The organism is Ruminococcus hominis, from assembly GCF_014287355.1.
Taxonomy (GTDB): Bacteria; Bacillota; Clostridia; order Lachnospirales; family Lachnospiraceae; genus Schaedlerella; species Schaedlerella hominis.
This window is the reverse complement of sequence record NZ_JACOPE010000001.1, coordinates 1,621,288-1,637,110: the sequence shown is the minus strand read 5'-3', so window position 1 is coordinate 1,637,110 and position 15,823 is coordinate 1,621,288. Positions and strand designations below refer to the sequence as shown.

The window sequence follows — 15,823 nt, the reverse complement described above, 5'->3', positions numbered from 1 at the left end:
ATAAAAGGAGACATAATAATGAGTAAACAACTTTGGAAACCTGGGAATATGCTCTACCCACTTCCAGCTGTTATGGTTAGTGTTGGAAATAAACAAGGCGAAACAAATATTATTACTGTTGCATGGACGGGCACAATTTGCACGAATCCGGCAATGGTATATATTTCGGTACGACCGGAACGTTATTCGTATCAGATGATTAAAGAAAGCGGAGAGTTTGTCATCAACCTGACAACAGAAAAATTGGTAAAAGCTACGGATTATTGTGGAGTAAAATCTGGACGCGATGTAGAGAAATGGAAGGAAATGAATCTACATCAAGTAAAGGCCGAAACACTGGAATATAGTCCTTTGATTTTAGAATCACCTGTAAATATTGAATGTAAAGTAGTTGAAATCAAAGAATTGGGAAGCCATCATATGTTCTTAGCAAATGTTACAGCAGTTCATGCAGACGAGGCATATCTAAATGAACAAAATAAGTTTGAACTGAATAATACCGGTCTGTTGGCATATTCACATGGAGAATATCTCGGGTTAGGTAAAAAACTCGGAACATTTGGATATAGCATAAGAAAAAAAGCAAAAAAAAATAAAAAGAAATAAAATCAATATCCGGATAATCTGTTGTTCACAAATTATCCGGATATTTTTATGATATCACAGTACTATTTAATGTTTATAACGCTTCAATGAAACGATGGAATGCCATTAATCCATCTTCATTATACTTGTAAACACCGGCATCTTCAAGAACCTGACAGAAGACTTTTCCAACTTCCTGCTGTAAAATTTCATCAATTGAATCTTTATTAACATCTGTGTATTTAGGAAGGAATTCTTCTACCCAGTCTGCATGTTTTTCAATTGATTCATTCGAACGAATATCTTTTCCCTCTAAAATATATTGTTTTAAAGTTTCAAGTTCCCCCTTCAATCTTGCAGGAAGGACAGCCAGTCCCATTACTTCAATTAATCCAATATTTTCTTTTTTAATATGATGAAGATTTGCGTGTGGATGGTATACACCCAGAGGATGCTCTTCTGTTGTAATATTATTTCTCAAAGTAAGATCAAGTTCATACAAATCACCGCGTTTACGAGCTATCGGAGTAATCGTATTGTGTGGTTGTCCTTCTGTTTCGGCATAGATAAATGCATCTTCATCTGTATAACCTCTCCATACGTTCAAAATATGATCAGCAAGCTCAATAATGCGTTTTTCATCAGCACACTGTAAACGAATGACAGACAATGGCCATTTAACAATTCCCGCCGTCACATCCTCATATCCGGCAACTGTAAAATGCTTAATAATTGGAGCTTTTGCCATTGCAAAAGTATAATGACCTCCCTGAAAATGATCATGACTTAAGATAGAACCGCCAACGATTGGGAGATCCGCGTTTGAACCAAGGAAATAATGAGGGAATTGCTTAATAAAATCAAATAATTTGATAAACGCATTTTTATCAATCTTCATTGGTGTATGTTCCCCGTTAAATACGATACAATGCTCATTGTAATATACATATGGCGAATATTGGAATCCCCATTTTGAATCATTTATTGTTATTGGAATGATTCGATGATTTTCACGCGCAGGATGGTTTGTACGTCCGGCATATCCTTCATTTTCCATACAAAGCTGACATTTCGGATAAGAAACAGTAGCAGCATTGCGAGCAGCGGCAATAGCTTTTGGATCTTTTTCCGGTTTGGATAAATTAATTGTAATATCTAAAGTACCATATTCTGTATCTACAGTCCATTTCATATCTTTTGATACACGATATCTTCTAATATAGTCACTATCCTGGCTGAATTTATAATAATAATCAGTTGCAGTTTCAGGAGAAATCTGATATTTCTGCCAAAATGTCTGTTGAACCTGTGCCGGACGCGGAAGAAGACAATTCATAAGTTTTGTGTCAAATAAATCTCGATATGTAATACTGTCTTCAATTATTTCTCGAGAACATGCTTCATCTAATAGCTCTTTTAAAATTGTTTCGAGATTTAGATTGCTTAAATCACAATCCATATCTTCATAATTATTCTCATGAAATAAATCTAATATTAAATTCGTTGTATAAATTCGTTCGCACTCTGGTGTGATTCCAGTATTAATACCATATTGTACCAATTTTTTTATGTTTTCATATAAAGCCATTATACAAGCCTCCTTGCCCCATCACCGATTTCTACAGTATAAAATTCGGCTTCGTGTCCTACTTTTTCTTTGTATGCTGTACCAATTGTTTCGATAAATGTGTCGATAGCATCATTTTTAACAATGCTGACAGTACATCCGCCAAATCCGCCTCCTGTGATACGAGAACCAATCACTCCGGAAGTATTCCATGCGAGATCTACAAGAATGTCTATTTCTTCACATGAAACTTCATAATCATCACGAAGAGAAATGTGAGACTGATTCATCAATTGACCAAATAATTCTATATTATCTTCTTTTAACGCTGCAACTGCATCAATCGTACGTTGATTTTCAGCAACCGCATGTTTCGCACGCTGCTCTTTAATTGGATCACCAATCACAGATTTATATTTTTCAAATGTTTCCATATCCAAATCTCCAAGAGACTCGATAGAAACTACTGTCTGTAATGCAGCAAGTGCATCAGCACACTCCTGACGACGTGTATTATATGCTGAATCAACCAGACTATGTTTCACCTTACTGTTCGTAATAATGATTTTAGCATCTTTTAATTTAACTGGAGCGTATTCAAACTTCAATGTGCTTGTATCAAGAAATATTGCGTTATCGGCTTTACCCATTGCAACAGCAAACTGATCCATAATACCACAATTACATCCATTAAAATTATTTTCTGAGTATTGTCCGATCAGTGCAAGATCTGTCATTGTTAATGCATCGATATTATATAAATCTCTTAAAATAACTCCTGTAAGGACTTCCAAAGAAGCGGAAGAGGATAATCCTGAACCATTTGGAATATTTCCCCAGATTACCATATCAAATCCTGTATCCAGCGTATATCCTTTCTCTGCAAACGCCCATACAACACCCAAAGGATAGTTTGCCCAATTGTATTCTGCATGATATGAAAGATCCTTAAGAGTTACTTCAATCACACCAAAATTATCCAGATTCATAGAATAAAAATGAATTTTGTTGTCGTTTCTTTTTTTTGCAGCACCGTAGGTTCCAATTGTTAATGCACATGGGAATACATGTCCCCCATTATAGTCTGTATGTTCTCCGATGAGATTAACGCGTCCTGGAGAAAAGTAAAGGTGTGCATCCGATGTATCCCCAAAAAGTTCTTCAAATTTTTCAAAAAGTTTTTCCTGCATAATATAGTATCCTCACTTTCGTTATAACAGATAGAATCGTTTTACAAAACATATATTTTCTGTTTTCGTGTTAATTTTATTATACTGGTCTATCGATAAAAAGTATATAAAAAATCCGTGCAAAAATATGTAAAAATGTTGCTTTGGCAGGAGGAGAGCGTTTATAATAAGAAGTAGTAGAAAGAGGTGTTAAAATGTTAAACACATATAAATATTCTTTTAAAGCAAGAGAAAAGTTACTGGGATCGTTATCTGTATATAATGTAGGTCATCAGTTGTGCGAACCGGAATACCAGTGGGGTCCCGGAGTAAGAAACCATTATTGTATCCATCATATCATTTCAGGAACCGGTTGGTATGAAGTAAATGGAACAGTTATTCAATTATCGGCAGGAGATACCTTTATACTATATCCCGACACAGAAGTACGTTATTATGCTGACAGCCAAAATCCTTGGGAATATGCATGGGTTGGATTTATGGGAGAAGATGCAGACACCATTATCAGAGCAACTGATTTCAGGCGAAAGCATCCCTGGATAAAAAAGGGTACACTTCCAAATAATCTAATCCAGGAACAACTTGGTATTATCTATGATGTAAAAGGAAGTGATTATGAATCAGCAGTTGCAATGACCGGAGCACTTTACACATTATTGTCTACCTTTATGCATTATGCGCAACATGAAGAAGACGTACAAAACAGCCAAATGGTTTATGTAGAACAGGCAAAAGATTATATTTCGACAAACTATTCTTATCCAGTTACCGTAGAAGATGTTGCATCTTATGTTGGAATTAGCAGAAGTTATCTTTTCCGTTCATTTCAGGCAATACAAAATCAGTCTCCGAAAGAGTATTTAATTGAATATCGACTTAAGCGGGCCAGACATTTACTACGCGAAACATCATTGTCTATTGCGAGTATTGCCTATTCCGTAGGCTTTGAAAATAATCTCTATTTTTCCAAGGCATTTAAAAGTAAAATGAAAATGACACCATCTGAGTATAGAAAAAATCAAATATAACAACTGCTTTACACCAATATGAATCATGAGTTGCCAAATATCTTGCATATAATTACAACAGATGTGTTCGAGAAGGACGATGTATGCATATAAATAGATATGAAAAAATTTTTTCGAAAATAATCAGTATCAGCTATTTTATTACTGTACTTTTTATCTCACAATATTTTGGCGTTATACAATTCAATTTAAAGTCAAGTGAAACTAAAGGAGAAATTCCAAAACAATTTGAGGAAACCAAAGCAGCCTTACAAGAACAGATGGAGAAGCCCATGATTGCATTAACTTTTGATGATGGACCAAATGCTCAGTTTACACCTAAATTATTAGAAGGGTTAAAGCAGAGAAATGTGCATGCCACTTTCTTTTTGATTGGCGAAAATATTGAACAAAATAGTAATCGAAACCTTGTAAAACAAATGTATGAGGAAGGACATTTAATAGGAAATCATACATATCGTCATTTAGAGATTACAAAGCTAAGTGATGAAGAAGCTTATGAAGAAATAAAAAGCACAAATGATCTTATCGAAAGTATTATAGGAAAAGCACCGGAATATATGAGACCTCCTTTCGGCAGCTGGCAAAGAAATTTAGAGAAAAAATTGATGATTATTCCAGTGTTGTGGACTGTAGATCCGTTAGATTGGACTACAGAAAATGTGGATGAAATTGTAAACAAAGTAGTGACGGAAACAAAAGAAAATGATATTATCTTGTTACATGACTGTTACAACAGTTCTGTAATCGCAGCACTTCGAATTGTAGATTTGCTTCAGGCAGAAGGATATCAGTTTGTTACTGTAGATAAATTACTTCTAAACTAAAACATTTCTGCATTTAGAAATTCATCTGTATAGAAGTGAAAGGAAGATATATATGGATTTATTTGATTATATGAGAGAAAACAAACAAGAAAAAGAATCTCCTCTTGCATCCAGAATGCGTCCGACAACATTAGATGAAGTAGTCGGACAACAGCATATCATCGGTAAAGACAAATTATTATACCGAGCGATCAAGGCTGATAAATTAGGTTCAATTATTTTTTATGGGCCACCCGGAACAGGTAAGACAACACTTGCCAAAGTAATTGCTAATACCACCAGTGCTGAATTTAAACAGATCAATGCAACAATAGCTGGTAAAAAAGACATGGAAGAGGTAGTAAAAGAAGCCAAAGATTTACTCGGCATGTATGGAAAGAAAACAATATTATTTATCGATGAGATTCATCGTTTCAACAAAGGTCAACAAGATTATCTGTTGCCTTTTGTAGAAGATGGAACCATTACCTTGATAGGGGCAACGACAGAAAATCCTTATTTTGAAGTAAATGGAGCTCTTTTATCCAGATCAAGTGTATTTGAATTACATGCTTTAGAAAAAGAAGATATCAAATTACTGCTTCATCGCGCCGTGTATGATAAAACAAAAGGAATGGGAAGCTATAAAGCAGATATTGATAAAGATGCAATTGAGTTTTTAGCTGACATTGCCGGTGGTGATGCGAGAAGTGCTTTGAATGCAGTAGAACTTGGTATCTTGACAACTCCGCGAAGTGAAGATGGGTTGATCCATATTACACTAGATGTCGCATCAGAATGCATCCAAAAGAGAGTAGTGCGTTATGATAAAACCGGGGATAATCATTATGATACAATTTCAGCATTTATTAAAAGTATGCGTGGATCGGATCCTGATGCCGCTGTTTACTATCTTGCAAAAATGCTTTACGCAGGTGAAGATGTTAAATTCATTGCCAGACGAATTATGATCTGCGCAGCAGAAGATGTGGGAAATGCTGATCCAATGGCTTTGACAGTTGCAGTGTCTGCCGCTCAGGCGGTGGAAAGGATCGGAATGCCGGAATCCCAGATTATACTTTCACAAGCTGTTTTATATGTGGCATCTGCACCAAAGAGTAATTCTGCAGTGAATGCTATTATGCTGGCAAATGAATCTGTGCGTAATATAAAAACAACAGTACCGACACACCTTCAAGATGCTCATTATAAAGGTTCTCAAAAATTGGGACATGGTATAGGCTATCAATATGCACATGACTATAAAAATCATTATGTGCATCAACAATATCTACCAGATGAGATAAAAAATGCCAGGTTCTATGAACCCGGCAATCTTGGTCATGAAAAGCAAACAAAAGAATGGTTACAAAAGCTTCGCGAGCAATGATGCATAAACACTCTGACTTTGCATGTTCCAGTTATTTGCAATGGTTTCAGCCTCTTTTTTTGTGGGAACAGTCAATTTCAGATCAATGAGGCTGGAATCATTTTCTACAATCTGACATCGCACCTCGTATTCGTGGTTCGGTGTCAGATAATACTCTGTTTTTACCGCAGCTTCCTCTTTCAAATCATAACTTTTTTCTTCCAGAAAATCATCAATATCATGTTGAATCTCCGGTGAAATTTTATTGCGGAAAAATTCGATTGTTTTACTGCCTTCTTCTGTTAAGTGATATAAGGTACGATTGTGAGTATTCTCTGCCAAAATCAATTGTGAATCCAGCATTTCAGAAATCGTACTTTGAAGTTTGAAATAATTCGTATACCCCTTATCCAAAATAAATTCAGATATTTGGGATGTGGTTAATGGAAAATCTACCTTTTCCAACATATAAAGAATGATTAATTTGTATAATGTAAATGATTCAGACATGATACTCCTTTCCCTGCCAGATATCTTGTTCTTTCAGATAACGATGCAGCGTATTTAATACGGTCCTTTTCTGACTTGTCCATAATGGTGCTATAAGTAATTCTTTTGGCCCGTCACCAGTTAACCTGTGGATGGTTATATCCGGACGAAGGCTTGCAATACACTTTCCAAGCAGAGAAATATATTCCTCCATAGTAGGACTCCAAAACGGTTGTTTTTCATAGTCGAGGGCAAGATCTGTTCCTTTTAATATGTGAAGCAATTGAAGCTTAATCCCTTGTATATCCATTTTGTTAAGATAATCTATTGTCTCAAGCATCATATCTTCATTTTCTCCCGGAAGTCCTAAAATTGTATGTGTGATCACAGAAATATTTCGTTTTCTCAAATTATTTACTGCCTCTTCAAATACTTCTAACGGATATCCACGACGAATATAGGTTGCAGTTTGTGGATGAATTGTCTGAAGCCCAAGTTCAACCCAAACCGGTTTGATCTGATTGATTTCTTCTAATAATTGAAGTACATCATCTGGCAGACAATCCGGTCTCGTTGCAATAGAAAGAATTTGAACATCCGGATCTTGAATTGCCTCCATATAAATCTGTCTCAAATATTCTACAGGAGCATACGTATTCGTAAATGCCTGAAAATAGGCAATATATGAATGAACCGGTCTTTTTTTTGTTAAATTTTCTTTTCCCATGGCAAGTTGTTTTGTGATAGAGCAGGTGGCAGACCCGGCAAAGTCACCTGAGCCTGCAGCACTGCAGAAAATACAGCCACCATGCCCAACTTTTCCATCTCTGTTTGGACAAGTCATTCCACCATTAAGTGTAATCTTATATACTTTTTCTCCATAAAGTTCTTTTAAATCATAATCCATAGAATGATAACGTTTTTCACCCCAGCGATTCATTAAATCAAGTCCTTTACAGCCTTACTTACAACTTCTGCCACACGTGGATCGAAAGCTTCTGGCAAAATATTATTTTCATTTAATTCATCATCCGCAACAAGTCCTGCAATTGCATTAGCAGTTGCAAGTTTCATTTCTTCTGTAATTTGTGTTGCACGACCTTCTAAAGCACCTTTAAAGATTCCAGGGAAAGCAACAACATTATTTACTTGGTTTGGAAAGTCAGAACGTCCGGTTCCAACAACTTTTGCACCGGCTTCTTTTGCAATATCAGGCATAATTTCAGGTACAGGATTTGCCATTGCAAAAAGAATTGCATCCTTATTCATAGAAGTTACCATATCTTTTGTAACAATATTAGGAGCAGATACTCCGACAAAGATATCAGCACCTTCTAAAGCATCAGCAAGAGTTCCTTTTTTATTCTCCAAATTTGTAACTTCAACCATTTTTTTCTGCATCCAATTTAAATTCGGTGAGTCTTTTCCGATAATTCCATTGATATCACACATTGTGATATTAGGAAAACCATATGTTAAAAGAAGTTTTGTGATTGCAACTCCTGCAGAACCTGCTCCATTTACAACAACACGGCAATTCTCTTTTTCTTTACCGGTTACTTTCAACGCATTTATAATACCTGCAAGTACAACGATAGCTGTTCCATGCTGATCATCATGGAAAACAGGGATATCAAGAAGTTCTTTTAAACGTTCCTCAATCTCAAAACAACGAGGAGCAGAAATATCTTCCAAATTGATTCCTCCAAAAGCAGGTGCAATATTTACTACTGTACGAATGATTTCTTCTGTATCCTGTGTATCAAGACATATAGGAACTGCATTCACTCCACCGAATTCTTTGAATAAAACTGCTTTTCCCTCCATAACCGGCATAGCAGCTTTAGCACCGATATTACCAAGTCCAAGTACTGCGCTTCCGTCAGAAACAACGGCAATCGTATTGGATTTGATCGTGTATTTATATGCAGCTTCCGGATCTTGTGCGATTACTTTACAAGGTTCTGCAACACCCGGAGTATAAGCGATGGCAAGATCTTCTCTTGAATTTACATGCGATTTTGCTATTGTTTCAATCTTACCATTCCACTGTTCATGCATCTGTAATGCTTTTTCGCTGTTTGTCATATTTTTGTACCTCTTCTTTATTATAATAGTATCTGAAAATTATCATATCACTCTTATAGAATAGACGCAAGAGATGAATCCTTTCTAAATTTTGAAAAAACTCTTTTATTTTTGCAACAGTTGATGTATACTAACAATAGCTTTAATTCATTTGAGTCGATTCAGACCAAAGTTCCCGAAAATTTACAAAAGCAAATATTTAATACAAAAGACGTATTTTTAAAACATATTTTTATACTTTATATGAAAAGAAAGGATTGTATTTATGACAAGAGAAAAATACGAATCATTGCCGTTGGCAACGTTAAAAGAACTTGCAAAAGCCAGAAATATGAAAGGTATTTCTACAATGAAGAAAAGTGATTTGATTGACGCTATGCTTTCACAGGATGTTGCGGATAAACAAGAGGCTGCAAACACAGAGGCAAAAGAGGAAATCAAAGAAGAACTAAAAGAGAAAAAGGAAACAACCGACATTGAACAGCTGGATAGCGGAAAAGCCGCCAATGGAATTTTAGAGGTGCTTCCGGATGGCTACGGATTTATTCGCTGCGAAAATTATCTTCCAGGTGAAAATGATGTCTATGTTTCTCCATCCCAAATACGTAGATTCAATTTAAAAACCGGAGATATTCTAACTGGAAACACACGAATTAAAACACAGGGAGAAAAATTCAGTGCCCTGCTTTATGTTTCCACAATTAATGGAATTCGACCTGCTGAAGCTGCAAAGCGTCCGAATTTTGAAGATTTAACACCGATTTTTCCAAATAAACGAATCCAGTTAGAGGAAGCAACAAGCAGCACCGCAATGCGAATTGTTGACCTTCTTTCTCCAATAGGAAAAGGACAAAGAGGTATGATTGTATCTCCACCAAAAGCCGGAAAAACAACATTATTAAAAGAAGTTGCTCTGTCTGTTCAGAAATCAGAACCAGATATGCACCTGTTAATTTTATTGATTGATGAACGTCCTGAGGAAGTAACAGATATACGTGAAGCAATTGCCGGACCAAATGTTGAAGTAATCTACTCTACATTTGATGAGTTGCCGGAGCACCATAAACGTGTATCCGAAATGGTAATTGAACGTGCGAAACGATTAGTAGAACACGGAAAAGATGTTATGATCCTTCTTGATAGTATTACACGACTTGCAAGAGCATACAACCTTACAGTACCGCCATCAGGAAGAACACTGTCAGGAGGTCTTGACCCTGCTGCCCTGCATATGCCAAAACGTTTCTTTGGTGCTGCCAGAAATATGAGAGAGGGCGGTAGTCTTACAATTCTTGCAACAGCATTGGTCGAAACAGGAAGTAAAATGGATGATGTTGTATACGAAGAATTTAAAGGAACTGGTAATATGGAATTGGTTTTGGATCGTAAGCTTCAGGAAAAACGTGTATTCCCTGCAATTGACATTCCAAAATCAGGAACAAGACGAGAAGATCTTTTACTTACAAAAGAAGAACAGGATGCCGTATATATTATAAGAAAAGCCTTAAATGGATTAAAAGCAGATGAGGCAGTGGACAACCTGCTAAATACATTTGACAGAACAGCGAATAACGCCGAATTAGTACAAAAAGTAATCCGTCAGAAATTTATTTAAAAACTTACAAAAAAAACTTGCAACAGCAAAAAGGTTATGTTATACTGAGATAGCTGTTTAGAGAGTAAATAACTATATTTTAAATAGAGAGGTGAAAATCATGAGAGAAGGAATCCATCCAGAATACCATCAGGCAACAGTAACTTGTAACTGTGGTAATACATTTGTAACAGGATCTACAAACGAAAGCATTCACGTAGAAATTTGTTCTAAATGTCATCCATTCTACACAGGTCAGCAGAAAGCTACACAGGCTCGCGGACGTGTAGACAAGTTCAACAAGAAATATGGTATGAAATAAGAATTTGTTATGCAGGCTGAGGTAGATATATCTCAGCCTCTTATCATTTTATAAATAATTTGTTGCAAGTGTTTTGTAAACAACAGCCCTTATGGTCAGCGGCTTCCATAGAAGCGACTGACTTTTTCAAAATTTATCAGTCGTGTTGTTTATTTTAATCAATAATATAAGTAACAGCAACAGAACAGACAGGAGAAATGATATGAAATCATCCAATATCGGCGGGCAGGCCGTTCTTGAAGGGATTATGATGCGAAACGGAGATAAATATGCGGTTGCTGTCCGAAAGCCAAATCAGGAAATTGAAGTAAACGTAGAAAAATATAAAAGCGTGATTCCCTGGGAAACAGGTAAGAAGATTCCATTTATACGAGGAATTTTTAGTTTTGTTGATTCACTGGTTTTAGGAATGAAAACTCTTACTTATTCAGCATCTTTTTATGAAGATGAAGAGACAGATGAAAAAGTAATGACAGCAGAAGAAATTCGCAAACAAGAAAAAAAAGACCAGATTTTTATGAACCTGACAATCATTATTTCAGTTGTACTCGCGGTTGCTATTTTTATGGTTCTTCCATATTTTCTCAGCAATTTTTTGAAAAATTATATTACCTCACATTTTATGATGACCGTAATTGAAGGAATTATCCGCCTGACTATATTTCTTGCGTACATATCACTCGTATCACATATGAAAGATATTCAACGCACATTTATGTATCATGGAGCAGAGCATAAATGTATCAACTGTATAGAACACGGTATGGAGCTAAATGTTGATAATGTTAGAAAGAGTTCCAAGCAACATAAACGTTGCGGAACAAGCTTTTTGTTTTTTGTTATGATTGTCAGTATCATTTTTTGCTTTTTTATTACTGCAAAATCCCAGGTTCTTCGTGTCATAATTCGAATCGCATTGATGCCGGTAATTGCCGGTGTTTCATTTGAAATCATCCGTCTGGCAGGCAATAGTGAGAATCCGATTATAAATCTTCTCAGTCGTCCTGGCATGTGGGTACAGAATCTGACAACAAAGGAGCCGGATGACAGCATGATCGAGGTTGCGATTCAGGCTGTAGAAGCTGTCTTTGACTGGAAAGCATATTTGAAAGATAACTTTAAAATGGATTTAAAGTAAAATTGATGAAAATAACAGTGAGAGATACAATTGGAGAAAAAAGATGACATTAAAAGAGCTGTATAACACAGGAACTGACATACTAAAAAATGCATCCATTCAAGAAAGTTCTCTGGATGCATGGTATTTATTAGAATATGTTACAGGTATTACCCGTGCACGCTATTTTGTTGATTCACAGCAGACAGTACCCAAAAATCATCAAAAACAATATCTGCAACTGATTCAAAAACGTGCAGAGCATATTCCACTTCAACATTTAACAGGTGTTCAGGAGTTTATGGGGTTGGAATTTCATGTAAATGAACATGTATTAATTCCAAGACAAGATACTGAAATACTCGTGGAAACTGCTTTAGAAAAACTAAAAGAAATCTCGTCCCCCGTAAATCTATTGGATATGTGTACCGGTTCGGGCTGTATTTTACTTAGCATTTTGTATTACATGAAAAATAAGAAACAAATTACAGGAACCGGTGTTGATATTTCTGATAAAGCACTTGAAGTGGCAAGGAAAAATGCAAAATCGCTGGGTTTGTCTGTCGATTTTCTTCAAAGCGATCTGTTTGACAAAATAACAGACAAATATTCGATGATCGTATCGAATCCACCATATATTCGAAGTGATGTAATTAAAACACTTCAAGAAGAAGTAAGAGAACATGATCCGATGCTTGCGTTAGATGGAATGGAAGATGGATTATATTTCTATCGGAAAATCATTTCTGAAAGTGAAAAATATTTACAAGCCGATGGATATTTGATATTTGAAATTGGACATGATCAAGGCTTAGACGTGTCAAATATGATGAAAGATGCCGGATTTAGAGATGTCCTGATAAAAAAAGACCTTGCGGGTCTTGACCGGGTTGTATTAGGCGTGTATGATACGAAGAGGTGAATTATCTGTATAGATATGATAGAAGTTAGAAAGGATATAGGAAATTATGTTTGATAGATTAGAGGATCTTGTAATCCGATATGAAGAAGTAATGGGAGAACTTCAGGAACCGGATGTGGCAAACGATGCAACTCGTTTCCGCAATTTAATGAAAGAACAAAGTGATCTGGCTCCTATTGTTGAAGCATTTAAAGAATATAAACAGTGCAAGCAGAATGTAGAAGACAGTCTGATGATGTTAGAAGAAGAATCAGATGAAGAGATGCGTGAACTTGCAAAAGAAGAATTGAATGAATCAAAGAATCGAATAGAAGAACTGGAAAAAGAGATGAAGATTTTACTTCTTCCAAAGGATCCAAACGATGAAAAGAACGTTATCGTGGAAATCCGTGCCGGTGCCGGTGGGGATGAAGCGGCTTTATTCGCAGCTGAGATTTATCGTATGTATGTACATTATGCAGAAGGACGCCGTTGGAAAGTGGAGATGATCTCACTTAATGAAAATGGAATCGGTGGCTTTAAAGAATGTGTATTTATGATTTCAGGACAGGGTGCATATTCAAGATTAAAATATGAAAGTGGTGTACACCGTGTACAACGTGTTCCAGAGACAGAAAGTGGCGGGCGTATCCATACATCTACTATTACAGTTGCAATCATGCCAGAAGCAGAAGAAGTGGATGTAGAATTGGATATGAACGACTGTAAATTCGATGTGTTCCGTGCTTCAGGTAATGGTGGACAGTGCGTTAATACAACAGACTCTGCTGTACGTCTGACACATATCCCGACAGGAATTGTAATTTCATGCCAGGATGAAAAATCACAGTTGAAAAATAAAGATAAAGCATTGAAAGTACTTCGTGCCCGTCTCTATGAACTTGAACTTGCAAAACAGCATGATGCTGAAGCAGAAGCACGTAAAAGCCAGGTAGGTACAGGAGATCGTTCTGAGAAGATCCGTACTTATAACTTCCCACAAGGACGTGTAACAGACCACAGAATCAAATTAACTTTGCATAAATTAGATTCCATTTTAAATGGAGATCTTGATGAAATCATTGATAGTCTGATTGCTGCAGACCAGACTGCAAAACTTGCAAAAATGAATGAAGATTAAACAAACAACTTAAATCGGAATAAACAAATAAGACTGGAAAGAAGGAACTAGAATGAAAGTATTATTATTAAACGGAAGTCCAAGAAAAGCAGGCTGTACATATACAGCTCTGACAGTTGTTGCAGAAGCACTTGAGAAACAGGGAATTGAGACAGAAATTTTTCAGGCAGGCAATCCTGATATGGAAAATGTAAAAGCAGCAGCAGTGAAGATGGCTGAATCAGATGCTTTAGTTGTTGGTTCTCCGGTTTATTGGGCATCTCCATCTGGCCAGATTATTGAATTTATGGATAAATTATGTTCGTGTGCCGGAAAAGATATGTTGCACAAACCAGCTGCGGCCGTTACATCTGCACGTAGAGCCGGAACAACTGCTACATTGGATGTGATCATGAAATATTTTACATACCATCAGATGCCGGTCGTATCGTCTAATTATTGGACAATGGTACATGGTAATACACCGGATGAAGTACAGCAGGATGCCGAGGGAATTCAGATTATGAGAACTTTAGGTAATAATATGGCATGGCTTTTGAAATGCCTTGAGGCCGGAAAAAAAGCAGGTATTGAAATGCCGGTGGATGAAGAAAAAATCAAAACAAACTTTATCCGATAAGCTCATTTTAAGCAGCGGAAATTCCGCTGCTTTTTGCACTTGACAATAAACTAAACAACTACCGGCCACAAATTTTGTGGCTATCACAAAAAGAAAGGATTTTTTTAATGGATAAAATCCAATTTAAACGACCTGAATTAGAAGACCAGGAAATTATTCACTCTTATTTTGAGAAATCACCAAGCCGAAGCTGTGAACGTACTTTTGCAAATGTTTATCTTTGGTCCAGACACTATAAAGTAGAGTATGCCATTATTGAAGGCGCATTAGTTTTCAAGGATAATTCCGAAAAGGCTCTTTTTGCCTATCCTGCAGGAGATGATGACTCTATTCACAAAGCAATTGAATGGTTAAATCAATATAGTGATACCAAAAATGCTCCACTTATGTTTTATAATGTAACAGAAGAAAACTTTGCACAGCTAGAATGCTGGTATCCAGGTGTATATAAAATACAATACGACCCAGATCAGGCTGATTATGTATATGATTCAGAAAAACTTATGACCCTTGCAGGGAAGAAACTACATGGGAAAAGAAATCATATTAATAAATTTAAATCCCTGCATGAAGACTGGAGCTATGAACAATTAAACGACGATAATGTGGAAGAATGTTTTCAAATGGCTTTAAAATGGCGTACGCAAAATGGATGCGATGAGGATATGGAGAAAAATGCAGAAATGTGTGTAACATTAAATTCCTTACGCCTGTATAAAGAACTTGGTCTTATAGGTGGTGTTCTTCGTGCAGAAGGAAATATTGTAGCATTTACAATTGGAGAGCCAATGTGTGAAGATACATTTGTTGTTCATATCGAAAAAGCTTTTGCGGATGTAGATGGTGCTTATCCAATGATCAATCAGCAGTTTGTTCAGCATGAATGTACAGATTATGCATATATAAATAGAGAAGACGATGCCGGTTCTGCCGGACTTCGAAAAGCTAAATTATCTTATCAGCCTGCATTTATGGTACAAAAAGGATTCGTCACAAAGAAATAGGAG

At 36.2% G+C, this 15,823-nt stretch carries 16 protein-coding genes; 11 read left to right on the top strand and 5 right to left on the bottom strand.

Going from position 1 to position 15,823, the window contains the following annotated elements:
* The first annotated feature begins 18 nt into the window (after window positions 1–18).
* Window positions 19–606, top strand: coding sequence for a flavin reductase family protein (locus tag H8S40_RS07280; protein WP_186864936.1), 588 nt, complete (start codon window positions 19–21; stop codon window positions 604–606).
* Window positions 607–679: 73 nt separating this feature from the next.
* Here the strand turns inward: H8S40_RS07280 and galT are convergent, their stop codons facing one another.
* On the bottom strand, window positions 680–2,173 hold the full coding sequence (galT, locus tag H8S40_RS07275; protein ID WP_186864935.1) for a UDP-glucose--hexose-1-phosphate uridylyltransferase: 1,494 nt from the start codon (window positions 2,171–2,173) through the stop codon (window positions 680–682).
* A complete protein-coding gene (locus H8S40_RS07270; protein ID WP_022075954.1) occupies window positions 2,173–3,342 on the bottom strand; it encodes a galactokinase in 1,170 nt (389 codons plus the stop codon). The genes galT and H8S40_RS07270 overlap by 1 nt, the downstream gene beginning before the upstream one ends.
* A gap of 194 nt (window positions 3,343–3,536) precedes the next feature.
* On the opposite strand from H8S40_RS07270, the gene H8S40_RS07265 reads away from it, so the two are divergent.
* From H8S40_RS07265 to H8S40_RS07255, 3 genes are all read left to right on the top strand, one after another.
* On the top strand, window positions 3,537–4,370 hold the full coding sequence (locus H8S40_RS07265; protein ID WP_186864934.1) for an AraC family transcriptional regulator: 834 nt from the start codon (window positions 3,537–3,539) through the stop codon (window positions 4,368–4,370).
* 83 nt (window positions 4,371–4,453) lie between these two features.
* The gene (locus H8S40_RS07260; RefSeq protein ID WP_118723625.1) at window positions 4,454–5,197 is read left to right on the top strand and encodes a polysaccharide deacetylase family protein; all 744 of its coding nucleotides are present in this window, start codon (window positions 4,454–4,456) and stop codon (window positions 5,195–5,197) included.
* Between the two features lie 52 nt (window positions 5,198–5,249).
* Complete coding sequence (locus H8S40_RS07255; protein ID WP_118737242.1) at window positions 5,250–6,566, top strand: replication-associated recombination protein A; 1,317 nt, start codon at window positions 5,250–5,252, stop codon at window positions 6,564–6,566.
* Here H8S40_RS07255 and H8S40_RS07250 read toward each other — a convergent pair.
* Genes H8S40_RS07250 through H8S40_RS07240 form a run of 3 tightly spaced genes read right to left on the bottom strand, consistent with a single transcriptional unit; the run spans window position 6,543 to window position 9,122 of the window.
* Entirely contained in the window at window positions 6,543–7,055 is a 513-nt protein-coding gene (locus H8S40_RS07250; RefSeq protein ID WP_022075958.1) for a DUF4364 family protein, read from the bottom strand. The two genes, H8S40_RS07255 and H8S40_RS07250, sit on opposite strands and share 24 nt — an antisense overlap.
* Window positions 7,048–7,974, bottom strand: coding sequence for a tRNA modification radical SAM protein MnmL/YtqA (mnmL, locus tag H8S40_RS07245; protein WP_022075959.1), 927 nt, complete (start codon window positions 7,972–7,974; stop codon window positions 7,048–7,050). The genes H8S40_RS07250 and mnmL overlap by 8 nt, the downstream gene beginning before the upstream one ends.
* Complete coding sequence (locus H8S40_RS07240; protein ID WP_186864933.1) at window positions 7,974–9,122, bottom strand: NAD(P)-dependent malic enzyme; 1,149 nt, start codon at window positions 9,120–9,122, stop codon at window positions 7,974–7,976. Before H8S40_RS07240 ends, mnmL begins: the two co-directional genes overlap by 1 nt.
* 265 nt (window positions 9,123–9,387) lie before the next feature.
* On the opposite strand from H8S40_RS07240, the gene rho reads away from it, so the two are divergent.
* The 7 genes from rho to H8S40_RS07205 all read left to right on the top strand — a co-directional run bounded on the left by rho (window position 9,388) and on the right by H8S40_RS07205 (window position 15,820).
* Complete coding sequence (gene rho / locus H8S40_RS07235; protein WP_118723629.1) at window positions 9,388–10,737, top strand: transcription termination factor Rho; 1,350 nt, start codon at window positions 9,388–9,390, stop codon at window positions 10,735–10,737.
* Window positions 10,738–10,837: 100 nt separating this feature from the next.
* Window positions 10,838–11,038 (top strand): 50S ribosomal protein L31, encoded by a 201-nt coding sequence (gene rpmE / locus H8S40_RS07230; protein ID WP_022075962.1) that lies wholly within the window; start codon window positions 10,838–10,840, stop codon window positions 11,036–11,038.
* 202 nt (window positions 11,039–11,240) lie between these two features.
* Window positions 11,241–12,176 carry a DUF1385 domain-containing protein gene (locus H8S40_RS07225; RefSeq protein WP_186864932.1) on the top strand — a complete coding sequence of 312 codons (936 nt, stop codon included), beginning with the start codon at window positions 11,241–11,243 and terminating at the stop codon, window positions 12,174–12,176.
* Between the two features lie 43 nt (window positions 12,177–12,219).
* A complete protein-coding gene (gene prmC, locus H8S40_RS07220; protein ID WP_186864931.1) occupies window positions 12,220–13,077 on the top strand; it encodes a peptide chain release factor N(5)-glutamine methyltransferase in 858 nt (285 codons plus the stop codon).
* 46 nt (window positions 13,078–13,123) lie between these two features.
* Complete coding sequence (prfA, locus tag H8S40_RS07215; protein ID WP_118723632.1) at window positions 13,124–14,197, top strand: peptide chain release factor 1; 1,074 nt, start codon at window positions 13,124–13,126, stop codon at window positions 14,195–14,197.
* 52 nt (window positions 14,198–14,249) lie between these two features.
* Window positions 14,250–14,816, top strand: a complete 567-nt coding sequence (locus tag H8S40_RS07210; protein ID WP_022075402.1) for a flavodoxin family protein — start codon at window positions 14,250–14,252, stop codon at window positions 14,814–14,816.
* 107 nt (window positions 14,817–14,923) lie between these two features.
* Window positions 14,924–15,820, top strand: a complete 897-nt coding sequence (locus H8S40_RS07205; protein WP_186864930.1) for a DUF2156 domain-containing protein — start codon at window positions 14,924–14,926, stop codon at window positions 15,818–15,820.
* The last annotated feature ends 3 nt before the right edge of the window (window positions 15,821–15,823 follow it).

Excerpts from the sequence above, each read along its gene's own strand:
- mnmL (WP_022075959.1), bottom strand. The coding sequence starts at position 7,974 with ATGAATCGCTGGGGTGAAAAACGTTATCATTCTATGGATTATGATTTA.
- H8S40_RS07250 (WP_022075958.1), bottom strand. The coding sequence starts at position 7,055 with ATGTCTGAATCATTTACATTATACAAATTAATCATTCTTTATATGTTG.
- H8S40_RS07260 (WP_118723625.1), top strand. The coding sequence starts at position 4,454 with ATGCATATAAATAGATATGAAAAAATTTTTTCGAAAATAATCAGTATC.
- H8S40_RS07270 (WP_022075954.1), bottom strand. The coding sequence starts at position 3,342 with ATGCAGGAAAAACTTTTTGAAAAATTTGAAGAACTTTTTGGGGATACA.
- rpmE (WP_022075962.1), top strand. The coding sequence starts at position 10,838 with ATGAGAGAAGGAATCCATCCAGAATACCATCAGGCAACAGTAACTTGT.
- H8S40_RS07225 (WP_186864932.1), top strand. The coding sequence starts at position 11,241 with ATGAAATCATCCAATATCGGCGGGCAGGCCGTTCTTGAAGGGATTATG.
- galT (WP_186864935.1), bottom strand. The coding sequence starts at position 2,173 with ATGGCTTTATATGAAAACATAAAAAAATTGGTACAATATGGTATTAAT.
- H8S40_RS07210 (WP_022075402.1), top strand. The coding sequence starts at position 14,250 with ATGAAAGTATTATTATTAAACGGAAGTCCAAGAAAAGCAGGCTGTACA.
- H8S40_RS07280 (WP_186864936.1), top strand. The coding sequence starts at position 19 with ATGAGTAAACAACTTTGGAAACCTGGGAATATGCTCTACCCACTTCCA.
- H8S40_RS07205 (WP_186864930.1), top strand. The coding sequence starts at position 14,924 with ATGGATAAAATCCAATTTAAACGACCTGAATTAGAAGACCAGGAAATT.
- H8S40_RS07265 (WP_186864934.1), top strand. The coding sequence starts at position 3,537 with ATGTTAAACACATATAAATATTCTTTTAAAGCAAGAGAAAAGTTACTG.
- prfA (WP_118723632.1), top strand. The coding sequence starts at position 13,124 with ATGTTTGATAGATTAGAGGATCTTGTAATCCGATATGAAGAAGTAATG.
- H8S40_RS07240 (WP_186864933.1), bottom strand. The coding sequence starts at position 9,122 with ATGACAAACAGCGAAAAAGCATTACAGATGCATGAACAGTGGAATGGT.
- rho (WP_118723629.1), top strand. The coding sequence starts at position 9,388 with ATGACAAGAGAAAAATACGAATCATTGCCGTTGGCAACGTTAAAAGAA.
- prmC (WP_186864931.1), top strand. The coding sequence starts at position 12,220 with ATGACATTAAAAGAGCTGTATAACACAGGAACTGACATACTAAAAAAT.
- H8S40_RS07255 (WP_118737242.1), top strand. The coding sequence starts at position 5,250 with ATGGATTTATTTGATTATATGAGAGAAAACAAACAAGAAAAAGAATCT.